Raw genomic sequence first — 18,443 nt, 5'->3', positions numbered from 1 at the left:
GAACACAACCAATGAGTGATGAGACCCCGGAAGTACCCGGCGGCGAACTCGAGCCCCTCAGCGGGAACGTCCTCTCCGACCGCGTGGAGCAGATCGACCTGCAGACTGAAATGCAGCGCTCGTACCTGGACTACGCCATGGCGGTCATCGTCGGGCGCGCCCTCCCGGACGTGCGCGACGGCCTGAAGCCCGTGCACCGCCGCGTTATCTATGCGATGTACGACGGCGGCTACCGGCCGGACCGCTCGTTCAACAAGTGCGCCCGCGTAGTCGGCGAAGTCATGGGCCAGTACCACCCGCACGGCGATTCCGCGATCTATGATGCGCTGGTCCGCCTGATCCAGGACTGGGTCATGCGCGCCCCGCTGGCGCTCGGACAGGGCAACTTCGGTTCCCCCGGTAACGACGGGGCTGCTGCACCTCGTTATACAGAGACCAAGATGGCCCCGCTGGCCATGGAAATGGTCCGTGACATCGACGAGGAAACCGTCGATTTCATGGACAACTACGACGGCCGCAACCAGGAACCCACCATCCTGCCGGCCCGCTTCCCGAACTTGCTGGTCAACGGCTCCTCGGGCATCGCCGTCGGCATGGCCACCAACATTCCCCCGCACAACCTGCGCGAGGTGGCTGACGGTGTGCAGTGGTACCTCGAGCACCCCGAAGCTTCCAATGAGGAGCTGCTGGAGGAACTGATCAAGCGCGTCAAGGGACCTGACTTCCCCACCGGCGCCACCATCCTGGGCCACAAGGGCATCGAGGATGCCTACCGCACCGGCCGCGGTTCCATCACCATGCGGGCCGTGGTCAACGTGGAGGAAATCCAGGGGCGTACATGCCTGGTCGTCACCGAGCTGCCCTACATGGCCAACCCGGACAATCTGGCCATCAAGATTGCCGAACTGGTCAAGGACGGCAAGATCACCGGCATCGCCGACATGCGCGATGAAACTTCCGGCCGAACCGGCCAGCGCCTGGTGATTGTGCTCAAGCGCGACGCCGTTGCCAAGGTTGTGCTGAACAACCTGTACAAGCACACGCAGCTGCAGGACAACTTCGGCGCCAACATGCTTGCCATCGTTGACGGGGTGCCGCGCACGCTGAGCCTGGATGCGTTCATCCGCCACTGGGTCACCCACCAGCTCGAGGTTATTGTCCGGCGTACCCGCTACCGCCTGCGCAAGGCGGAGGAAGTGGCGCATATCCTCCGCGGGCTGCTCAAGGCACTGGACGCCCTGGACGAAGTCATTGCGCTGATCCGCCGGTCCAGCACCGTCGATGAGGCCCGTACCGGCCTGATGCAGCTGCTGGACATCGATGAACTGCAGTCCCAGGCCATCCTGGACATGCAGCTGCGCCGCCTGGCAGCACTGGAACGGCAGAAAATCCAGGACCAGCACGCCAAGCTGGAAGTTGAAATCGCCGAGTACAACGCGATCCTGGCTTCCGAGGAACGCCAGCGCAGCATTGTCAGCGAAGAGCTGGCAGAGATCGTGGACAAGCACGGGGACGATCGCCGTACCAAGGTCCTGATGGGCTACGACGGCGACATGAGCATGGAAGACCTGATCCCCGAAGAGGAAATGGTCGTCACCATCACCCGCGGCGGCTACGTCAAGCGCACCCGCAGCGACAACTACCGTGCCCAGCACCGCGGCGGCAAGGGAATCCGTGGAGCCCAGCTGCGCGGTGACGACGTTGTGGAACACTTCTTTGTCACCACCACGCATCACTGGCTGCTCTTCTTCACTAACCTGGGCCGCGTCTACCGTGCCAAGGCCTATGAACTGGCTGAAGCCGGGCGCGATGCCAAGGGCCAGCATGTTGCTAACCTCCTGGCCTTCCAGCCCGGCGAACACATTGCCCAGGTGCTGGACCTGCCCGACTACGAAGCAGCTCCCTACCTGGTGCTCGCCACTAAGCGCGGCCTGGTCAAGAAGACCCAGCTGTCCGACTACGACACCAACCGTTCCGCAGGCGTCATCGCAATCAACCTGCGCGAAGGCGACGAGGTCGTCTCGGCGCAGCTGGTCAGCGAAACCGATGATCTGATGCTCGTTTCCCGCAAGGGCCAGTCCCTGCGCTTCACTGCCACCGATGAGGCGCTGCGCCCCATGGGCCGTGCCACCTCCGGCGTTACCGGCATGAAGTTCCGCGAGGATGATGAACTGCTGGCAGCTGACGTCGTCACCGAGGACTCATACGTGTTCATCGTGACAGAGGGCGGCTATGCCAAGCGCACCTCCGTCGACGAATACCGGGTCCAGGGCCGCGGCGGCCTGGGCATCAAGGTTGGCAAGTACAACGAAGACCGGGGACACCTGGTGGGCGCCATGATCGTCCAGGAAGAGGACGAAGTCCTGGTAGTCATGCAGGGCGGCAAGGTTGTCCGTTCAGCAGTCTCCGGTGTCCCGGCCAAGGGCCGCGACACGATGGGCGTCATCTTCGCCAAGCCGGACAAGAACGACCGCATCATCGCTGTGGCCCGGAACTCCGAGCGTGACCTCGCCGTGGAAGCGGACGAGGACGACGCAGCTGCCGAAGGCGAGTCTGTGGAGGCAACTGTGGATGAAGTACCGTTGTCTACAGACGAAACGGCTGGGCGCGACGCGCAGTCTGCTGAAGATGGAGGTAGCGAGTGAGCTCGACCAACTCTAATGCCAGGTCCGGCGGCCCGCGGGTAAAAACCCCCGCCCGGCCCGCCCAGCGGCCTGGGACGGGTCAGAGCGCGCCAGGAAACCGGCAGCCGCTGGTCAAGCCGGCACCCAAGGCCAAGGCCCGCAAGGCCCGCCTTCTGGTAAGCAAGATCGACCCGTGGTCGGTTCTCAAGATGTCCTTCCTGCTCTCCGTGGCCCTTGGTGTGGTCACGGTTGTGGCAGCGATTGTCCTGTGGACGGTCCTGGACCTCACCGGCATCTTCGACCAGGTGAACCGTCTCCTGGGCGAAATTGCAGGCTCCGAATCCGGTGGATTCGACCTGCGTGAGTTCGCCTCGCTGGGACAGGTGGTCTCCTTCGCGACCATCATCGCCGTCGTCAATGTCCTGCTCCTGACGGCACTGTCGATGCTTTCGGCCGTGCTCTACAACATTGCCTCCACTCTGGTGGGCGGCATCGGCGTGACCCTCACCGACGACTAAAAACGGCTCTCTTCCGGCGCGGGCAAACGGCCCGCGCCGGAAGAATGAACCCGATTTGTTGAAGTGGCCGAGGGTACGGTAGAGTCTTATCTCGGCCCGGTGAGGTATCGGGGCGTATAGCTCAGGCGGTTAGAGCGCTTCGCTGATAACGAAGAGGTCCCAGGTTCAAGTCCTGGTACGCCCACGGAAAACCATGAAAATGGTTGACCACAACGGCAAGGAGACACTGTGAAGAAGCTGATTGCAATTGCAGCGGCGACGGCAGCGGGAGTCTTCGCCTTCAAGAAATGGCAGGAAACTGCCGCGGAGAAATCTGTCTGGAAGGCCTCGACCGACAAGGTTGAGTAGCTCCATCCGGAGCAGCTTGGTTTGAACACCCTTCCGGGTGGGATATACTGAAGCAGTTCCATTTCGGGGGCATGGCGCAATTGGTAGCGCACCTGCTTTGCAAGCAGGGGGTTCGGGGTTCGAGTCCCCGTGCCTCCACCGAAAGAAAGTCCCGGCCGGTAACGGCCGGGACTTTCCGCTTTAACGGCTTACGCACAGTCCGAACATTCCGCCCGGATTTCCGGGTTTCCCTCGCTCCCCGGCTCCGCGCACACGGCGCGGCCACAGCCGGTGGGCGCACACAGGGAATAACCTCTTCTAATGACCTTTCTCCTCGCCGTAGTCGGCGTGCTGGGCGTCTCCGCGTCCGGACCCATTATGGCCGCCACTGCGGCACCGGCCCTCGCCATCGCGTTCTGGCGCAATGCACTCGGAGCGCTCATCATGGGAGTTCCTGCAGGAGTGCGCGGACGGCAGCAGTTCCTCAGCCTCAACCGCACTGAGCTGCGCTGGACTGCCCTGGCATCGGTCGCCCTGGCACTGCACTTCGCCTGCTTCATCACTGCCCTGCAGCTGACTTCCGTGGCTGTCGCAACCGCTCTGGTCTGCCTGCAGGCCGGGTGGATTGCTCTCTTCGATGTCTTCCGCGGACGAAAGGTTGCCGCACAGACGCTTGCCGGCCTTGTCATTGCCTTCGTGGGAGTCCTCGTCATCACCGGGTTCGACATCGCGCTCTCGCCGCAGGCACTGCTCGGAGACGCGCTGGCTGTGGCAGGTGGTGCCCTGGCCGGGCTGTACACAATAGCCGGAGGCAAGGCCCGGCGCACCATGTCCACGGGCACCTATACAACGCTCTGCTACGGGTTCTGCGCCCTGGTACTGGCGGTTATGTGCCTGGCCTTCCGGCAGCCCGTCATCGGCTTTCCGCCGGCGGCCTGGGCGGGAATCCTGGGCGTGACCCTCATGGCCCAGTTGCTGGGACATACGGTGTTCAATCACCTGCTGGCCGTGATCAGCCCGCTGGTTGTCTCGATGATTATTCTGCTGGAAATACCCGGGGCAGCGATCCTGGCCGCGATCTTCCTGGGCGAGGAACTGCCTGGGGGAACCTACGCCGGGCTCGCTGTGATCCTGGGCGGCCTCGCCGTCGTACTGCTGGGCCAGGCTAAACGGCGTGAAAGTACTCCGCCCCCACCATGCGGGGAACCGCTGCCGCCTGCACCGCCCGCGCTTGGCGGGGATGTGGAGCGCTGACCCTGCGAAGCCGTAAACCGGAAGGGACCGGATGCTTGAAGCATCCGGTCCCTTTCCTGCAGCTAAAGCCTACTTCTGCGGCTTGTCGGCCTTGGCCGAGGTGTCTGCGTGTGCACCGCCGGACTTCGCAGCTGCGGCGTCCTTGGCGTTGTTGGCTGCGTCAGCGGCCTTGGTGCCGGCCTTCTGCGTGTTGGAAGCAGCAGCTTCCTTCACAGTCTGGGCGGCGTCCTTGGCCTTCTCAGCGGCCGTAGCAGCAGTGTCCTTGGCCTTGTCAGCAGGAGTATCTGCCGCCTTGGCTGCGGGAGCGGCGGGCTTTGCTTCAGCGGCCGGGGCAGGTGCCGGGACCGGAACAGACGGCTGGGCCGGAGCCGGGGTCTTCCACGGGTCCTCGACCGGACGCGAAGCACGCCAGGCTGCTACGCCGGCAACCACAGCGGAGGCGATGATGCCGAAGATGAGCCAGCCCTTGCCACCGCTCTTGTTCTGCTTCCGGGCTTCCTTGGCGGCCTTCGCAGCAGCCTTCTGAGCCTGCTTGAGGGCTTTCTTGTTGCCAGTGGCCTTTGCAACGGCGGTCTGTACCGGAACAGCTGCGGTTCCGAGACTGCGCGTAACTGAATCTGCCGCGTCGCCAATACGGGTGGACAGAGTGGGGATGTAGCTGTCCACAACCTTGTCCTTGGCGTGGGTCAGGGCCGGCGAAGCCTTATCCAGGGTGGTCTGGATTTTCGGCGCAGCGTCGTCGACAACCTGGCTAATCCTGGGGCCGACCTTCTGCAGGCCGTCCTGGAGCCGCGGAGTCACGACTGCGACTCCCTGCGCGATCTCATCGGCTGCGCGCTTGAGTCCGTCCTGGATCTTCGGAGAGGCGGTTTCGATTCCCTTTTCGATGCGGGGAACTGCCCATCCGACGGCTGCTTCTACTTTGGGGGTTGCCCAGTCACGCGCCGTTTCCACGCCTGCGGTGACATTCGCTTCGAAGTCACGGGCAATGCGGTCCTTCTTGTTCAAAACTACCTCCCAGGATAGTGACGGTTCAGCCTTAGCCTACGTGCAATGCCGGTTCTGTGCTATCAGAGCCCTGCCAGCCACTGGATTTTCACTGTGCGCTGAACAGAGCGTTTTCCAGCCGCCTGTAAGGCCGCCGTGGAAGAATGAGCGTTATGACTGCTATTCCTACCGCAAAAGCAACCGTCCACACGACCAAGGGCGATATCCGGATCAACCTCTTCGGCAACCACGCGCCGAAGACGGTCCGTAACTTCGTCGGCCTGGCAACCGGAGAGATCGAATGGACTGATCCGGCAACCGGCGAGAAGACCAGCCGTCCGCTCTATGACGGAACCATCTTCCACCGCATCATCAAGGACTTCATGATCCAGGGCGGCGATCCCCTGGGCCGCGGCACGGGCGGACCGGGTTACCAGTTCGACGACGAGATCAGCCCGGACCTGGACTTTGCCACTCCGTACAAGCTGGCAATGGCGAACGCGGGCATCCAGATGGGCCGGGGCACCAACGGCTCGCAGTTCTTCATCACCTCTGTTCCCACCACCTGGCTGCAGGGCAAGCACACCATCTTCGGTGAAGTTGCCGATGACGAGTCCAAGGCAATCGTGGACGCGCTCAACGCCGTTCCCACCGATATGCGGGACAAGCCGACCGAAGATGTTGTTATCAACAGCATCACCGTCGAGCAGCTCTAGCCGCTTCGCCGGAACCCCGGCCGGTACCGCCGGCCGGGGTATCCCTCTTTAGAACTTCCTGGAGCACACACACCATGTCCTATGGAGTACCTGCCGGAACACCTGCCCACGATGTGCCTGTCTGCCCCCGGCACCCCGACCGGGTCAGCTACATAAGGTGTCAGCGGTGCGGCCGTGCCGCCTGTCCTGAGTGCCAGCACACGGCACCGGTGGGCATCCAGTGTGTTGACTGTTTTCAGGAAAGCCGCCGCCAGTCCCCGGCGTACCGGACCCAATACGGGGGCGCGGTTCGTGCCGGAAAACCCGTTGTGACCATTACGCTCATGGTCCTGTGCGGTGTGGCCTACGCCCTGCAATGGATTGTTCCCGGCTTTACGGAGCTGTTCTGGTTCGCCCCGGTTTACGCACAAGTCGAACCGTGGCGCATGCTCACTGCCGCCTTCCTGCACTCCCCCGGCTTCATCTTCCACATCGCCTTTAACCTCTATGCCCTGTGGCTGCTGGGCAGGTCGCTTGAACCGCTGCTTGGCAGGCTGCGGTTTACCCTGCTTTACCTGATCTCCGCACTCGGCGGTTCGATCGGCGTGCTTATGCTTGCCCCGGGCCTGCAGGCAGTAGTTGGTGCGTCCGGAGCCATCTTCGGACTCTTTGGTGCCCTCTTCGTCATCCAGCGGCAGCGTGGCGGTGAGGTGAAAGCCCTGCTGATCCTAATCGGCATCAACCTGGTGCTTGGCTTTGTCTACCCCAGCATCTCCTGGCAGGCCCACCTGGGCGGCCTGGTAACCGGTGCAGCCTGCGGCGCCGTCCTGGCCTACGCACCGAAGGGCCCGCGTCGTTCCCTCTTCCAGTTCGGCGGACTTGCCCTCATTACAGTGGTGCTCGCGGTTCTCAGCTTCGTCTGGGCGCCCAGCTTCCAGCCTTAGACGCCTTCCGGGCGGGCTCCAGCAGCCGGCTTGTCCGGTCCCTTGCGCCGGCTCCCACCTTACCCCGCACTCTTTCCCCGCGTCCCGGCCGGGAGTTAGTCCAGCTCCCGGCGGCCGTGCGGCGTGCCCTATTTGGCGTTCTCCTGTGCGTGGCCACACACACGCCGGCTCCTGCGGACAACCCCGCCGGACCGCGCTCTCCTTCCGCTGAGGAAAAATGCTGCAGCGCCGCAGTCGGGTCACAGCTGTGCGGCAACCAGTCCATCCACAGGGTCGCCCCCAGTTATCCACAGAGATACCCACATTGTTAATAACTTACAGTGGTGTAACTCGGATCCTGGGGGTGTTCTGCACGGTCGCCGGATAGAGGGACAGGGCAGACCGCGGATGTTATCCACAGGCCTGCTGAGAAGTTGTGCACAGCCGGTGGGTAACTCTTCGACAGAGTTATCCAGTGCTGTGTATGAGTTACACACATGTAATTCCACAGCTGTGGATAACTCGCATCCCCGCGCTGGCGCCAAAAAGGCCCGCACTAGCCACAGAGTTATCCACCGTTGTGGATAACTATCTGCACAAGGTGGGTATAAACCCCTGTGCACGGAGCACGCTTTATCCCCAGCTTTTCCACCTGCTGCTGTGGATAAGGCAGGGACGGCACTGAGGTGCACGGTGTCTCTATCTGCAAGATCACACACATAGTTATCCACCCCTGTGGATAACTATGTGTGGAGAACCTGTACCCCTGTGGGTAACCCTGTTAAAAACTGCTGCGTCCGCGGTCTGCCGAGGTCAGCCGCGCAGCGACGGTCTGGGTACAGCCGGCGGTGCGCCCGTCCCCGGTCAAAAAAGAACTCCCGGGCTGCCATGGCAACCCGGGAGTCGAAGAGACTCGGTAGTCGGCTAGCGCCAACGCGTGGTCATCAGGAATCCCACAATGGCGACCCCGAAGCCCACGAGGATGTTTCCGGCCCCGAGGGCGGGGACGGGGTAAACACCTTCAGAGATGTAGAAAACGATGATCCAGATGAGGCCGATGATCATCAGGCCGAACATGACGGGCTTGTACCAGACCGGGTTCGGCTTCGGCTCGGACTTCGCCTTGGCGGGCACTGCTCCTGTCGCTGCCGGGGGCTTCTTGCGGGACTTGGACTCTGGCACGGATCCTCCTAGCGGAACCGGCTCTGGACGCCGGCACGGTTATGGTCTGCGGGTTCCCCGCACAGCTCGCCTGGGCTGGTCCGCTGGCTATATCCTGACGGGGTATCTGCGGTGGGCCGGGCGGTTGTGTAAGGTCCCTCTCATCCAATCGTAGCGAATGAGCAGACCGGGCGTGCCCGGATGCGCGGCCAGCCATTGAGAGGACCGGAACCGGGTGGAGAGTACCGCTAACAAAATCGGGGGAGTTGAGGCTGCGGAGCCGCCATCCGGCAAGCCACGCGTTCCCCGGCGCAGACGGGGCAAAGGCGCCATGGCCGTACAGGTGATGGGCGAACTGCTGATTACCCTTGGCCTGGTTCTGGTGCTGTTCGTCGTCTGGGAACTCTGGTGGACCAACATCGAAGCTGACCGGAACCAGGAAGCAGCCATGGAGGAGCTGTTTGCCGGGTTTGAGCCCGCCCCCGCAGCACCGGCCATCCCGCTTCCCGAATCATACGGTGACCCTGCGGTGCTTCCAGCCCCGGAAACCGACGGAACTACCTTTGCCGCAATCTATATTCCCCGGTTTGGCGCCGAGCATGCCCGTCCTGTCACACAGGGCGTGGGCACCGAGGTCCTGGACACACTGGGGCTGGGCCACTACCCCGAAACAGCAATGCCGGGAGAGGTTGGCAACTTTGCCCTGGCCGGACACCGCCAGACCCACGGGCAGGTGCTGGACGCCGTCGACACCCTCGTGCCCGGAGACCGGATCTATGTGCAGACCGCCCAGGGCTACTACACCTACGTGTTCCGCAACAGCCAGATTGTCCTGCCGGACCGGGTGGACGTACTGGCCCCCGTGCCCACGCAGCCGGGTATAGCGCCTGAAGAACGCATCCTGACGCTGACCACCTGCAATCCGCGGTTTGGTTCGGAGGAGCGCTTCATCTCCTACGCAGTTTTGGACTCGTGGCAGCCGGCATCAGCTGGACCGCCCGAAGAGATAGCCGCAGTCGTCAGCCGTAACTCTGCAGGACAGGGATAAAATGTACGCTTGGATCTTCCGGCATCTTCCGGGGCCCCTGTGGGTTCGTATTCTTACGGCTCTCGTGCTGGCAGCCGGAGTGGTGCTGGTCCTGATGATGTACGTCTTCCCCTGGTTCTCGGAATTCAGTTTCCTGGCACCCCTCACGGATTCAACGATTGGCGGTTCTGAAACGCAATGAGTACCCGCATCCTTGTGGTCGACAACTACGACAGCTTTGTCTACACCCTGGTGGGGTACCTCCAGGAACTGGGCGCTGAGACAACCGTTATCCGCAATGACGACCTCAGTGCCGACCAGGCCCGGGAAATGGCTGCCGAGCACGACGGTGTCCTTGTGTCCCCCGGACCCGGGGCCCCGGCAGAGGCGGGTATCTGCATCGACTTGATCCGCTGGTGCAGTACCAATAACAAGCCCATGCTTGGCATCTGCCTTGGTCATCAGGCTCTGGCCGAAGCATTTGGCGGTACGGTCACGCACGCACCGGAACTTATGCACGGCAAGACTTCCCAGATTCAGCACGAGGGAACTGACGTGTTTGCAGGACTCTCCAGCCCCCTGACTGCTACCCGCTACCACTCCCTCGCAGCGGTGGCGGAATCAGTACCGGAAGAGCTGGAAGTGACGGCCAGGACGCAAAGCGGCATCATCATGGGACTGCGCCACCGCACCGCTCCCCTGTCCGGCGTCCAGTTCCATCCGGAATCGGTACTCACGGAGGGTGGCTACCAGATGCTGGGGAACTGGCTGGAAACCCTGGGACTCACCGGGGCCGCAGCGCACGCTTCAACGCTGAGCCCGCTGATCAGTTCCGCAGGCTGAGGAACCGCAGTCAAGAGCCGGCCGGAACGGTCAGCCGTTGCCTCCCCTGCGGTTTCCCGGTGCCGATGGTGATGCGGAGGAGCTGGGCGAGGCCGACGGCGAGGGCTCAGGAGCCTTGGCCACCGTCAGTGTGATGGTGCTTCCCTGCGGCACGTCGCTTCCGGCGGGCGCACTCTGGCCAGTCACGGTACCCGGCTCAACCACACTGTTCTCGACTTCTTCCACCTCTACCCCCAGCCCGTAGGCGGGATCGGCGAGGTAGGCCTTTGCTTCTTCCACGTTGGTGTCCACGAGGTTCGGGACCGTGACCTTGCCGGTGGACAGCACCAAATCCACGGTGCTTCCCGTCTGGACGGAAGTACCAACACCAGGTTTGGTCTCGATAACCCTGCCTTCCGGGACGGTGGGACTATTGGCCGTGGCCGTGTCCCCTCCCTGCAGGCCAAGCAGGCGGAGTGTGTCGCGTGCCTGGGCCTCGCTCATCCCGGGCAGCGTATCCGGGATCTGTACTGCAGACGGGCCCTGGGAGATCAGGAGGGTTATGTCGCTGTCGAGCTCCACTGTGCTGCCAGCCTCCGGCTCAGTGCCGATGGCCAGGCCCGGCTCAACTGTGTCGCTGTACTGGGGTTCGGTCACCGGCGCCCTGAATCCTTCGGCAAGCAACGCATTGATCGCGTCAGTCTGGGACATGTTCTCCACGTCCGGGATGCTTGCCACCGCGGGCGGCGGAGGCGGCTGGTTCACGAGGTTGTAGGCGTAAATGCTGCCGCCGGCCAGAATCAGCGCAATAGCCGCGAACAGGGTGATGATCCAGGCCCTGCGGCGTCCGCTGCGCTCTGGATTCCCGTCCGCACGGCTGGACGGAGGAAGGATTGAATTATCCTCTTCTTCGTCCAAATCGCTGGCGGAGATGCTTGTGAGAGGGCCGCCTTCGAGCACACGTGCCATGGCGCGGGTGCGCGGCTCATCGGAGGGAACGGGCTCAGAGCGCACGGACTGGCGAGGGACAGCCTGTGTGGCGGCCGTTGGATGCGGGTCTACCGTGCCGGCGCGTGCCGCCAGGAGGGCCTCGCGGAAGGCGTGCGCATTCTGGTACCGCTCATTACGGTCCTTGGTGAGGGCATGCCCGAGCACAGAATCAAGGGCGGGGGTCACCTCGGGGTTGAAGCTGCTCGCTTTGGGGGGTGCCTCCCGCACGTGCTGGTAGGCAACCGAGACCGGGCTGTCCCCGATGAACGGGGGCCGCCCGGCGAGCATCTCGAACAGCAGGCACGCCGCTGAGTAGAGGTCGCTGCGGGCGTCAACGGTTTCGCCGCGGGCCTGCTCGGGTGAGAGGTACTGCGCCGTTCCGATAACTGCCTGGGTTTGTGTCATGGTGGCCGCGGAGTCTGCAATTGCGCGTGCAATGCCGAAGTCCATGACCTTCACGTGGCCGTCGTGGGTCACCATCACGTTGGCTGGCTTGATGTCCCGGTGCACAATGCCGGAACGGTGGCTGTACTCCAGGGCAGCCAGGACTCCCAGGGTGTAATCGACAGCCTCGTCAACGGTGACGTCACCGGACTTGATGAGGTCCCGAAGAGTCCGTCCGGATACGTACTCCATAACGATGAAAGGAAGCCGTACTTCGTCAGGGGAGCCGCTGGCCGGGGCCTGGTCGCCGGTGTCATAGACAGAGACGATTGCGGAGTGGTTCAGGCCGGCGACGGCCTGGGCTTCCCTGCGGAACCGCGACTGGAACAGCGGATCGCGCGCCAAGTCAGGGCGCAGCACCTTGATGGCGACGGCCCGGCCGAGCCTCGAATCGCGGCCCAGGTAAACATCGGCCATGCCTCCGCGGCCGATAAGCTCACCCACTTCATACCGGCCGTCAAGGATCCGGTCGGTGTTCAGCGTTGGGTGTCCCTTTAGGAAGTCCGAACTCATGGTGGTTACGGTCCGTCAGGATTCGTGGTTTCTCCGGCGGCAGGTGTCGACGCGGAGGGGGCGGGGCCGGAGGAAATGACAATGGTCACCGTGGAACCGCGCGGAACAGAGCTGCCCTCACGGGGGTTCACGCTGATAACAGTGCCCGCAGGCTGGCTGCCGGGCTGCTCCACCCGGTTGGGAACGAGCCCCGCGGCTACAATCGACTGGCTCGCTGCGGATGCCTGGGTGTCCATGAGTCCACCGGGGACGGTGACGAGTTCAGGGCCGCTGGAGTAGGTAATTGCGATTGCGTCACCCCGGGAGAGCGGGCCAACCGGGTTAACGTCCAGGACAGTGCCCTCGGGCTGGTCTGACGGCACCGGGTTGCGGCTGACCGCCAGCCCAAGGCTGCTGAGCTCCTGGGACACTTCGTTTACGTTCCGGCCCTGGTACTGGGCAGCGTTGATCGTGATTTCAGGAGCCTCGGTAGACGGGCTGGGCTCTGAAGTTGTCGGAGACGGGGAATTCGACGTCGGCGAGGCGCTGCTGCGGGTAGGGCTGCTCGAGACCGAGGCGGACGGCGACGTCGTCGGCTTGCTGTCTCCGGCGGGGTCGGAGTTCAGGTTCACTACGATCATGGCGATGATGCCCGCCAGGACCAGAGCCAGGATAACGATCAGCGGGATCAGCCACTTCTTGCGCTTCGGCTGGTCCGCATCGTCATTTCCGTAGCCGTCATTTCCGTAGCCGTCGCCGTCGCTGTCTACGTCTTCATCGGTCCACTCACGTGACGCTGCCAGGGCACCGGTCTGCTCACCCGCGTTGGCCATGGGCAGGGCCGAGGTTGAGGGAGAGGTGTCCACGACGCGCGTTGCAGACGTGTCGCCGGGCATGGGCACCGGTGCGGTGACCGTGCTGGTTGCCGCTGTGCCTCCGGAACCGAAAAGCAGCATGCCGGGTACAGCCTGCTGAGCAGCGCTGATGTCGCCGCGGCGGATGGCCGCAACAGCGCGGGCAAGGGCCTCGGCGTCGGCCGGACGGTCTGCCGGATCCTTGGCAAGCATGGACATGATCAGCGCCCGTACCGGAGCCGGTATCGACTCCGGCAGCGGAGGCGGAGTGTCGTTGACCTGTGCCAGCGCAATGGCGATCTGGGATTCGCCCGAGAACGGGCGGGTACCGGCAAGCAGTTCGTAGCCGATGACTCCAAGGGCATAAATGTCGCTCGAACCGGTCGCCTGCTGGCCGGTGGCCTGCTCGGGGGCGAGGTACTGTGCCGTACCCATGACCTGGCCGGTGGCGGTGAGCGGGACCTGGTCGGCAAGGCGCGCAATGCCGAAGTCGGTGATCTTTACCCGCCCGTCCGGCATGATCAGCAGGTTGCCGGGCTTGACGTCCCGGTGCACCAGTCCCTGCCGGTGCGCGACTGCCAGAGCAGTGGCCGTCTGTCCAATGATCGAGAGGGTGCGGTCCGGGGAAAGGACCTTCTCGCGCTCGATGATGGTGGAGAGCGGCTGGCCGGGGACGAGCTCCATCACCAGATAGGCGGAACCCTCCTCCTCGCCGTAGTCGAACACGTTGGCGATGCCTTCGTGGTTCAACAGTGCGGTGTGGCGTGCCTCAGCGCGGAAACGGTTCAGGAAGCCCGGGTCGCCGGTGTACTCCTCCTTGAGGATCTTGATGGCAACGATCCGGCCCAGGACAAGGTCCCGTGCTTTCCAGACCTCGCCCATACCGCCGATGGCTATACGATCGGTCAGCTGGAACCTGCCGCCTAAGGTGATTCCCGAAGTAGGCCTCACTTATTCAACACCGCCTCTAGGAGTTTTTGCGCGCTTGGAGTGGTCAATTGGGATCCGGTGGCCAGGTCAACATTTTCCATCACGATGGAAATGACTACCTCCGGGTCATCGGCTGGGGCGAACCCGGTGAACCAGGCGTTGTCGCCGCGGTCCTGGACTTCCGCCGTGCCGGTCTTGCCTGCAACCTTCACCCCGGGGATCCTGGCTGCGGAGGCGGTGCCGTTGTCTACTACGCTGACCATCCAGTCGGTCAGCTGGGCGGCAGTGCCGGGGCTGATCGAATCGTTCAGCACGGTGGGCTCGGGCTCGTTCAGCACCGAGAGGTCGGGAGCCCGGACTGTCTTGATGAGGTTAGGAGTCATCTGCACGCCGTTGTTGGCTATGGCAGCTGAAATCATTGCCACCTGCAGCGGAGTCGCCGTGACGCTTCCCTGGCCAATGGAGGAGAGAGCAAGCTCGGCCTGGTCTTCGGTCTCGGGGAACTGGCTCGCGGTGACGGGAGTCGGAATGCTGAAGGACTCACCGAAGCCGAACTTCGAAGCCTGCTCCGAGAGGGCATCCTGTCCCACCTCCCAGGCGATCTGCGCGAATACCGTGTTGCAGGACTGTTCCAGTGCGAACTGGATGTCCGCCTCCGTGCGGCTTGCACAGGCACCGTTGGTGTAGTTGGGCAGGGAAATGTTGGTCCCGGGCAGCGGCAGGGCAGCAGGATTTGGGATCACGGACTCGGCGTTGAACTTGCCGGTCTCCAGGGCAGCTGCGGCGTCGATGAGCTTGAAGGTGGAACCGGGAGCCAGCAGGGACTGCGTGGCAGGGTTCAGATAGGGGGAAAGGCCTGGAACGCTGAGCAGCGCATCCATATTGGCATTTACCTCTTCGGTGTCATGGCCGGCGAGCAGGTTGGTGTCATAAGCCGGTTTGGAAACCATGGCCAGGATGTCACCGGTCTTGGGATCCATCATCACAATCGAACCGCGCTGGCCGTCAGGGATGAGGTCGTAGGCCATCTGCTGCAGCTGTGGGTCAATCGTCAGTTCCACCGAGGCGCCCTCCGCCTGGGAACCGGAAAGCAGCTGTACAACCCGGTCAAAGAACTGCTGGTCACTGTTGCCGGCCAGCTCGTCATTCATGGCCTGTTCCAGCTGGCTGCTGCCGTGTACCAGGGAGAAGTAACCGGTCAGCGCTGAATACACCTCGGGGTTGTTGTAGACCCGCTGGAAGTTGAACTGGTCGTTCGAAGGAACGGACTCTGCGATCGGAACGCCGTCCACCAGGATGGACCCGCGGTTCTGTCCGAAGTCCTGGTAGAGCTGCCGGCTGTTGATCGGGTTCTTGTTGAGTTCGTCCGCTGCAAAGAACTGTACGTAGGTCAGCGAGCCCAGAATCGCGAGGAACATGGCGAGGGCCACGATCCAGCTGTTGCGGATTGCCTGGTTCATACTCCTGTCACCTCATTCCGTCCTTTGCGTCCCGGTCCCCGTCCAGCGGCGGGAGAGGCCAGTGCAGGTTCCATATCAGTGAGAAGTCCAGTCGCAGCAGGGCGCCGGGCAGCGTCGGAGATCAGCAGCAGCAGCGCCACAATGATCCAGTTGGCCAGCAGTGACGAACCGCCGGCAGACATAAACGGTGTTGTCAGGCCGGTCAGCGGGATGAGGCGGGTGACACCGCCAATCACAACGAAGCACTGCAGTGCGATGGTGAAGGAGAGGCCGCACGCCAGGAGCTTCCCGAAGCCGTCCCGGGTGCCCAGCGCCGCGCGGAAGCCGCGGGAAACGAGCAGCACGTACATAAGAACGATTGCGAAGATTCCGATCAGGCCCAGCTCCTCGCCGAGCGCAGCAATAATCATGTCCGAATTGGCATACGTGACCATGTCCGGGCGTCCCTGCCCCAGGCCGGTGCCGGTCATGCCGCCGCTGGCGAGGCCAAAGAGACCCTGCACCACCTGGTAACTTCCGCCCGGGGAACGTTCGATCACTTCGGGGTCGAACGCGTTTAGCCAGCCGTCGATGCGCAGGGCAACGTGGCTGAACAGCTGAGTTGCCACAAATCCGCCTGCACCGATTAGCCCGAGGCCGATCAGGACCCAGCTCACCCGGCTGGTTGCCACGTAGATCATGGCCATAAAGAGGCCGAAGAAGAGGATGGAAGAACCGAGATCGCGCTGGAATACCAGGACCCCGATGCTGACGGCCCACGCAGCCATCATGGGACCCATGTCCTTGAAGCGGGGAAACTGCAGCGGACCCACCTTGCGTCCTGCCAGCAGAATCAGGTCGCGGTTGGTGGACAGATACCCCGCAAAGAATATGGCCAGGGTGATCTTGGCGATTTCACCGGGCTGGAAGGTGCCGCCCCCAACACTGATCCAGATCCGGGCGCCGTTAATGGTCAGCCCAAGCGGCGTCAGGGGAAGCAGGAGGAGGACGGCGCTCACGATCAGCGAGATATAGGTGTAGCGGCGCAGGATCCGGTGGTCCTTGATGAGGAACAGAACGCCAATGGCGACTGCCACGGCCAGTGTGCTCCAGAGCAGCTGGCGGTCCGCTGCCGTGGTCCCCTCGGCAATGTCCAGACAGTGGATCATTGCCAGTCCGATGCCGTTCAGGGCCGTCACGACCGGAAGTATTACCGGGTCGGCATATTTGGCGCGGAAGCGCAGCACAAAGTGGAAAGCCAGTACCAGGGCCACGAGGGTCCCGCCCTGGACCCAAAAATCGGAATCGAAGGCACGGTCCTCATCGATGCCCACGAGCATGTTGGCGCCGACGCCCACGCCCAGGGCAAGCACCAGCAGGACGGCTTCGATGTTGCGGCGCGGTTTGGCCGGAGCTGCGAGTTCTGACATCACTGCTGCCCTCCGCAGGCGTCTATGGGAGGAAGTGCTTCGGTGGTGGTGGCAGCATCGAGTGCCTCAGCGAGTACGGAAGGAGATGGCGAGGGAACAGGATCTGCCGGCTGAGGGCAAAGGATCGCCTTCGCGGTTCCGCGGAGCTGGTCAACAATCTGCTCGGCGTGCACGAGGTCCCTGGCCGGAACGGTGTCGTTGACACGGCTGCGCCAGTACTCGGGGAGGCTGTCAACCGGGATGTTCGTGGTCTCCGCAACCTGGGAAAGCTTGATCGGACCGATGGTTTGGGACACACCGTTGTAAATGGCCACCCGGTTGTCCGCCGATCCCACGTAGTAGCGCGTCTGCGTCCAGGCGTAACCGACCCAGAGGACGGCGGCCAGCAGGGCGGCAATCACTCCCAGGACTACCAGCAGGATCCAGCGGCGGCGCCTGCGCGGCTCAACAGGTGCATCCTCGGGCGCGTCCGGGCTGCCAGCGTCGTCCGCCTTGTGCATAAGCAGGCGTGCCGCGCGCCGTTCTGCCGAACGTTTGGTGACAATTGGAATCTGTCCGGTTTCGGTGGCAAGCGAAGCGGCGCCGACCAGCACATGGGGCCTCGACTCCAGATCCCTGCGGATGAGTTCGGCGCGGGCGGGGCTGTCTGCCTCTCTCGCCTCCTCGCCGTCGGTGCCGGTGCCTTCGCCGTCTGCATGCGGTTCATCAGTTGTATCGGCTTGATCCGGCAGTGGCCGGGCGGCAGCGCCCTCAGCCTTGACGGCAGCGGTCCCTGCCGTGACTGGTGCAGGTTCCCGGACAGGTGCCGGGGCGGGGGCTTCAGCCTCTTCAACGACCTCGATAATCGCCACCGTCACGTTGTCCGGCGACCCGCCCGCCAGGGTTAGTTCCACGAGGGTGTCGACGGCGGCGCCCAGATCCGTGGAATCCCGCAGCACGGTCTCGATGTCGCTGTCCCGCAGGACTGCATTGAGCCCGTCTGAGCACAGCAGCCACTTCTCGCCCGGTTCCACCTCAAAGGTAGCCAGATCAAGTTCCGGACTGGCGTCCACATCACCCAGCACGCGCATCAGCACATTCTTATGGGGATGGACTTCCGCGTCTTCGGGCCGCAGACGGCCCTCGTCGATGAGCCGCTGAACGAAGGTGTGATCCACACTTATCTGCTCAAAAACGCCGTCCTTGAGCCGGTAGGCGCGGGAATCGCCAATATGTGCCAAAGCCAGGCGGTCGCCCTGAAGCAGCATGGCCGTGACCGTCGTGCCCATGCCGGACAGATCCGGGGACGTGGTGACAAGCTCCGAGAGCAGTGAATTTGCGGCCTGGATTTCATCAGCAAGGACGGTGACGGCCACGTCGTCAAGATCAGGGCGGTCGAGGTGGACCAGGTCCAGAACAGTGGAAGCGGAGGCCACGTTGCCCCCTGCATGACCACCCATTCCGTCTGCGACAACGGCAAGATAGCGCCCCACATAGGCAGAGTCGTCGTTCTTGAAACGAACCATACCTACGTCGGAGCGGGCAGC

Annotated in this window: 16 protein-coding genes and 2 tRNA genes; 11 read left to right on the top strand and 7 right to left on the bottom strand. The window is 63.2% G+C overall.

What is annotated here, in order from left to right; genetic code table 11:
* Positions 1-11: 11 nt before the first annotated feature.
* The 6 genes from gyrA to AO716_RS16015 all read left to right on the top strand — a co-directional run bounded on the left by gyrA (position 12) and on the right by AO716_RS16015 (position 4,723).
* Positions 12-2,645 (top strand): DNA gyrase subunit A, encoded by a 2,634-nt coding sequence (gene gyrA / locus AO716_RS16035; protein WP_055242802.1) that lies wholly within the window; start codon positions 12-14, stop codon positions 2,643-2,645.
* Positions 2,642-3,142, top strand: coding sequence for a DUF3566 domain-containing protein (locus AO716_RS16030; protein WP_055242800.1), 501 nt, complete (start codon positions 2,642-2,644; stop codon positions 3,140-3,142). Before gyrA ends, AO716_RS16030 begins: the two co-directional genes overlap by 4 nt.
* Positions 3,143-3,252: 110 nt before the next feature.
* A tRNA-Ile gene (locus AO716_RS16025) sits at positions 3,253-3,326 on the top strand.
* Between the two features lie 44 nt (positions 3,327-3,370).
* Complete coding sequence (locus AO716_RS17780; protein WP_211372315.1) at positions 3,371-3,490, top strand: DLW-39 family protein; 120 nt, start codon at positions 3,371-3,373, stop codon at positions 3,488-3,490.
* A 65-nt stretch (positions 3,491-3,555) separates the two neighbouring features.
* Positions 3,556-3,628, top strand: a tRNA-Ala gene (locus tag AO716_RS16020).
* A gap of 162 nt (positions 3,629-3,790) precedes the next feature.
* A complete protein-coding gene (locus AO716_RS16015; protein WP_055242798.1) occupies positions 3,791-4,723 on the top strand; it encodes a DMT family transporter in 933 nt (310 codons plus the stop codon).
* Positions 4,724-4,792: 69 nt separating this feature from the next.
* Here AO716_RS16015 and AO716_RS16010 read toward each other — a convergent pair whose 3' ends face one another.
* Complete coding sequence (locus tag AO716_RS16010; RefSeq protein WP_055242796.1) at positions 4,793-5,731, bottom strand: hypothetical protein; 939 nt, start codon at positions 5,729-5,731, stop codon at positions 4,793-4,795.
* 152 nt (positions 5,732-5,883) lie between these two features.
* Here AO716_RS16010 and AO716_RS16005 point away from each other — a divergent pair, with 152 nt between their 5' ends.
* Both AO716_RS16005 and AO716_RS16000 read left to right on the top strand, forming a co-directional pair.
* Positions 5,884-6,426, top strand: a complete 543-nt coding sequence (locus AO716_RS16005) for a peptidylprolyl isomerase (protein WP_055242794.1) — start codon at positions 5,884-5,886, stop codon at positions 6,424-6,426.
* A 308-nt stretch (positions 6,427-6,734) separates the two neighbouring features.
* On the top strand, positions 6,735-7,349 hold the full coding sequence (locus tag AO716_RS16000) for a rhomboid family intramembrane serine protease (RefSeq protein ID WP_321164379.1): 615 nt from the start codon (positions 6,735-6,737) through the stop codon (positions 7,347-7,349).
* A 903-nt stretch (positions 7,350-8,252) separates the two neighbouring features.
* Here the strand turns inward: AO716_RS16000 and AO716_RS15995 are convergent.
* Positions 8,253-8,510, bottom strand: coding sequence for a cell division protein CrgA (locus tag AO716_RS15995; protein ID WP_055242791.1), 258 nt, complete (start codon positions 8,508-8,510; stop codon positions 8,253-8,255).
* A gap of 310 nt (positions 8,511-8,820) precedes the next feature.
* Between AO716_RS15995 and AO716_RS15990 the strand changes: the two genes are divergently transcribed.
* The 3 genes from AO716_RS15990 to AO716_RS15980 are packed head-to-tail and all read left to right on the top strand — an operon-like array spanning position 8,821 to position 10,359.
* Complete coding sequence (locus AO716_RS15990; RefSeq protein WP_082413656.1) at positions 8,821-9,537, top strand: class E sortase; 717 nt, start codon at positions 8,821-8,823, stop codon at positions 9,535-9,537.
* A 1-nt stretch (position 9,538) separates the two neighbouring features.
* Positions 9,539-9,718 carry a hypothetical protein gene (locus AO716_RS15985; protein WP_055242788.1) on the top strand — a complete coding sequence of 60 codons (180 nt, stop codon included), beginning with the start codon at positions 9,539-9,541 and terminating at the stop codon, positions 9,716-9,718.
* Positions 9,715-10,359: an aminodeoxychorismate/anthranilate synthase component II gene (locus AO716_RS15980; RefSeq protein ID WP_055242787.1), complete on the top strand. Its 645-nt coding sequence runs from the start codon at positions 9,715-9,717 to the stop codon at positions 10,357-10,359. Before AO716_RS15985 ends, AO716_RS15980 begins: the two co-directional genes overlap by 4 nt.
* Positions 10,360-10,389: 30 nt before the next feature.
* On the opposite strand, the gene pknB is transcribed toward AO716_RS15980, so the two are convergent.
* The 5 genes from pknB to AO716_RS15955 are packed head-to-tail and all read right to left on the bottom strand — an operon-like array spanning position 10,390 to position 18,422.
* Positions 10,390-12,285 carry a Stk1 family PASTA domain-containing Ser/Thr kinase gene (gene pknB, locus AO716_RS15975; RefSeq protein ID WP_055242785.1) on the bottom strand — a complete coding sequence of 632 codons (1,896 nt, stop codon included), beginning with the start codon at positions 12,283-12,285 and terminating at the stop codon, positions 10,390-10,392.
* A 5-nt stretch (positions 12,286-12,290) separates the two neighbouring features.
* Positions 12,291-14,069: a protein kinase domain-containing protein gene (locus AO716_RS15970; protein WP_055242783.1), complete on the bottom strand. Its 1,779-nt coding sequence runs from the start codon at positions 14,067-14,069 to the stop codon at positions 12,291-12,293.
* Positions 14,066-15,508, bottom strand: a complete 1,443-nt coding sequence (locus tag AO716_RS15965) for a peptidoglycan D,D-transpeptidase FtsI family protein (RefSeq protein ID WP_055242781.1) — start codon at positions 15,506-15,508, stop codon at positions 14,066-14,068. Before AO716_RS15965 ends, AO716_RS15970 begins: the two co-directional genes overlap by 4 nt.
* Complete coding sequence (locus AO716_RS15960; RefSeq protein WP_055242779.1) at positions 15,505-16,917, bottom strand: FtsW/RodA/SpoVE family cell cycle protein; 1,413 nt, start codon at positions 16,915-16,917, stop codon at positions 15,505-15,507. Before AO716_RS15960 ends, AO716_RS15965 begins: the two co-directional genes overlap by 4 nt.
* Complete coding sequence (locus AO716_RS15955; protein WP_082413678.1) at positions 16,917-18,422, bottom strand: PP2C family protein-serine/threonine phosphatase; 1,506 nt, start codon at positions 18,420-18,422, stop codon at positions 16,917-16,919. The genes AO716_RS15960 and AO716_RS15955 overlap by 1 nt, the downstream gene beginning before the upstream one ends.
* Between the last annotated feature and the right edge of the window lie 21 nt (positions 18,423-18,443).

Origin of the sequence: Arthrobacter sp. Edens01, from assembly GCF_001307035.1 — a bacterium.
In the GTDB taxonomy this organism is placed as follows: domain Bacteria; phylum Actinomycetota; class Actinomycetes; order Actinomycetales; family Micrococcaceae; genus Arthrobacter_B.
The sequence above is the reverse complement of the archived record's forward strand: the minus strand, read 5'-3'. Positions and strand labels throughout refer to the sequence as shown.